Below are 3,277 nucleotides of genomic sequence, written 5' to 3' on the forward strand. Positions count from 1 at the left end.
CCCTGCGTTTCGGTGTCGAACGCATCCTCGACGGTCTCGCCGTCCTGATCGATCAGCGAAACTGAGCTGACCCCTGGCCCGGCCGCGATCGGCACCCTAGGCTCATCTCATGACCGACCAGCCGGAACTGCCGGAGCCCGCTGTCACCATCGTTCGCGAGTTCTTCAACGCACTCGAACTCAGCGCGGTCGACGAGGCGCTGGATCTGCTCGATCCCGCGATCGTCTGGAAGAACGCCTCGCTGCCGACCGTGCGCGGCAAGAATCGGGTCGCGGCGTTGTTGCGCGGCCTGGATCGACCGAAGCTCGGGTTCTCCGCGGAGATCCACCACATCGCCGCCGACGGCGACATCGTGCTCACCGACCGCACCGACTACCTGCACGTGGGCCCGGTGCGCATCGGCTTCTGGGTGAGCGGCACCTTCGAACTGCGCGACGGCCGAATCGTGCTGTGGGACGACCACTTCAGTAAGGGCAACGTCCTGCGCGGCGCCGTTGTCGGCGTGGTGAAGGCGATCACCGGCCGCTGAACTATCCGTGCTTGCGCAGGTACTCCAGGTAGGTCGGGCGCAGCACGTCGGCTAGTTTGCCGTCGCCCGCGTGGAAGTAGTCGTCGAGCATCGGCAGCACGTACTTGATGTCGGCCGAGCTCTCGCCGAGGTCGCCCGCCTCGGCCTGGGCCGCCGGAATCGACTTCAGCAGTTCCCACAGGAACTTCACGTCGCCGTGGCGCACGGCCGTCTTCACCGCGCGATCGTGCAGTTCCTTCGACGACAGCTTCTCCAGATCCTGGTCTTCGGCCATGTCATCGACTCTAGCCCTCGGTGGCGCACACGTGCCGGATCCGTCGCGACAGTGCCGGTTAACGACAAATTCACGGACACGTGTGCCGGTCCAGCAGCGCGGCTACGAATTCGGCGGTAGCGTCGGTGATGCGAGTCGCGTCGGTGTGATTCGTACGGGAGGTCCTGACCGTGACTGAGCTATTCAGTGCGAGAGGGCCGGCACCTGGCCCTCGTGGCGGTTGACTCAGCGTCAAACGCCCACAAGGACGGACCGGTCCAGCGAGATCGTTCGCACGGGTGCCGTGCGAACACATAAGGAGCCCACCGTGACTGCTGCACGCTCCGTTTCCGCTTCCGCGAAGCACACGGCCTCGGCCTCGGCCTCGAGCAATTCGGCCTCGAAGAAAGGGGCTCGCCCCTCACGTTCCGGTCGCAAGACTTTCGTCGTAGATACCTCTGTACTCCTGTCGGATCCCTGGGCCGTCACCCGGTTCGGGGAACACAGTGTGGTCCTGCCCCTGGTCGTGATCAGTGAGTTGGAGGCGAAACGGCACCACCACGAGCTCGGCTGGTTCGCCCGCGAAGCTCTGCGCATGCTCGACGACCTGCGTGTGCAGCACGGCAGGCTCGACCAGGCGCTGCCCATCGGCACCGACGGCGGCACCCTGCAGGTAGAGCTCAACCACACCGATTCGTCGGTGCTACCCGCCGGATTCCGTTCCGACACCAACGATTCCCGCATCCTGGCCTGCGCGCTGAACTTCTCGGCCGAGGGCGAGGACGTGGTGCTGGTGTCGAAGGACATCCCGCTGCGCGTCAAGGCGAGCGCGGTCGGCTTGTCCGCCGACGAGTACCACGCGCAGGACGTGGTGACCTCCGGCTGGAGCGGGATGGTGGAACTCGACGTCGCGGGCGCGCAGATCGACCAGCTCTACACCGATTCGGTGATCGACCTCGACGATGCGCGAGAGTTGCCGTGCCACACCGGTGTTCGGTTGCTGGGCTCCAGCTCGAGCGCGCTGGGCCGGGTTACCGCGGACAAGCGGATCCAGCTGGTCAGGGAGCGGGAGGCCTTCGGGCTGCACGGGCGTTCGGCCGAACAGCGCATCGCCCTCGATCTGCTGCTCGACGAGAGCATCGGGATCGTGTCGATGGGTGGGCGCGCCGGTACCGGCAAGTCGGCTTTGGCGTTGACCGCCGGACTCGAGGCGGTGCTCGAGCGGCGCACCCAGCGCAAGGTGGTCGTGTTCCGGCCGCTGTACGCGGTGGGCGGGCAGGAACTGGGCTATCTGCCGGGTTCGGAGAGCGAGAAGATGGGCCCGTGGGCGCAGGCCGTCTTCGACACGCTCGACGGGCTGGCCAGCCGCGAGGTGCTCGAGGAGGTGCTCAGTCGCGACATGCTCGAAGTGCTGCCGCTGACCCACATTCGAGGGCGGTCGCTGCACGATTCGTTCGTAATCGTCGACGAGGCGCAGTCGCTCGAGCGCAATGTGCTGCTGACGGTGCTGAGCCGCCTCGGCACGGGTTCTCGGGTGGTGCTCACCCATGATGTCGCCCAGCGCGACAATCTGCGGGTCGGCAGGCACGACGGTGTGGCCGCGGTGATCGAAAAGCTCAAGGGACACCCGCTTTTCGCGCACATCACCCTCACCCGCAGTGAGCGCTCGCCGATCGCGGCGCTGGTCACCGAGATGCTCGAGGAGTACGGACCGAACGCGTAATCGTCGGCAATCGGGCCGCGTCGCGGCCGGAATCCGTTTGATTACCGCAAACAGTGGGTAATATCCGCTCCGACACCAATCCAGCAACGGCTCGGCGAACACTGTTCCGCCGGGCCGTTGCGGATGTCGGCCAGGCTCCATTCCGGGGGCACCCCCGGGGGCCACTCGCGAGAGGATGGATATGAACCACTTCGCTCGACGTACTGCTGCCGGGAGCGCCGCGGTCCTGGCCGCGGCGGGTCTGCTGCTCGCTGCCGGCTGCAGCGATGACGACAAGGACAAGGCAAACGACGCCGTCGCCTCGGTGACCTCCGCGATCGGCGCCCCGGGTGGCAGCGCCACCACCGAGCCCGGGATGGGCGGGATGACCACCACCCCCGGTTCGGAAACCACCTCCGGTTCCGAGACAACGTCAGGCGCGGCCACCACCAGCGGGGCGGCGGGCGAATCGACCACCGTCTCCACCCCGAACGGTGACATCGTGATCGCCGGCGAGGTGTACAAGAAGTACGTGGCGGCCGGCGGCGCCAGCAGCCCGCTCGGCGCACCGGAGGAAGCCCAGGAATCCGGCCCCGACGGCGGCGAGTACCAGGACTTCACCGGCGGCACCATCTACTGGAGCAAGGATACCGGCGCCCACATCGTGTGGGGTGACATCCGCGAGGCCTGGGAGGAGAACGGCGGCGCCAACGGCACGCTGGGCTACCCGACGAGCGACGAGAAGACCATCGCCGGAGGCAAGCAGAGCGACTTCACCGGTGGCACCATCACC

General features: G+C 66.9%; 4 protein-coding genes. 3 read left to right on the forward strand and 1 reads right to left on the reverse strand.

Annotation, left to right across the window (positions count from 1 at the left end):
• The first annotated feature begins 109 nt into the window (after positions 1-109).
• Positions 110-529, forward strand: a complete 420-nt coding sequence (locus ACFWF3_RS29555) for a limonene-1,2-epoxide hydrolase family protein (protein ID WP_378636316.1) — start codon at positions 110-112, stop codon at positions 527-529.
• A 1-nt stretch (position 530) separates the two neighbouring features.
• On the opposite strand, the gene ACFWF3_RS29560 is transcribed toward ACFWF3_RS29555, so the two are convergent.
• On the reverse strand, positions 531-803 hold the full coding sequence (locus ACFWF3_RS29560) for a hypothetical protein (RefSeq protein ID WP_378636318.1): 273 nt from the start codon (positions 801-803) through the stop codon (positions 531-533).
• A gap of 307 nt (positions 804-1,110) precedes the next feature.
• Between ACFWF3_RS29560 and ACFWF3_RS29565 the strand changes: the two genes are divergently transcribed.
• Positions 1,111-2,505 (forward strand): PhoH family protein, encoded by a 1,395-nt coding sequence (locus tag ACFWF3_RS29565; RefSeq protein WP_378926338.1) that lies wholly within the window; start codon positions 1,111-1,113, stop codon positions 2,503-2,505.
• Between the two features lie 181 nt (positions 2,506-2,686).
• A partial coding sequence (locus tag ACFWF3_RS29570) for an LGFP repeat-containing protein (protein ID WP_379316889.1) occupies positions 2,687-3,277 on the forward strand: 591 nt, incomplete at its 3' end.

This window comes from Nocardia sp. NPDC060220 (assembly GCF_042727815.1).
Lineage (GTDB): Bacteria > Actinomycetota > Actinomycetes > Mycobacteriales > Mycobacteriaceae > Nocardia.

What these genes read in the sequence shown, in the direction of transcription:
- ACFWF3_RS29560 (WP_378636318.1), bottom strand. Translation starts at nt 803, where the DNA reads ATGGCCGAAGACCAGGATCTGGAGAAGCTGTCGTCGAAGGAACTGCAC.
- ACFWF3_RS29555 (WP_378636316.1), top strand. Translation starts at nt 110, where the DNA reads ATGACCGACCAGCCGGAACTGCCGGAGCCCGCTGTCACCATCGTTCGC.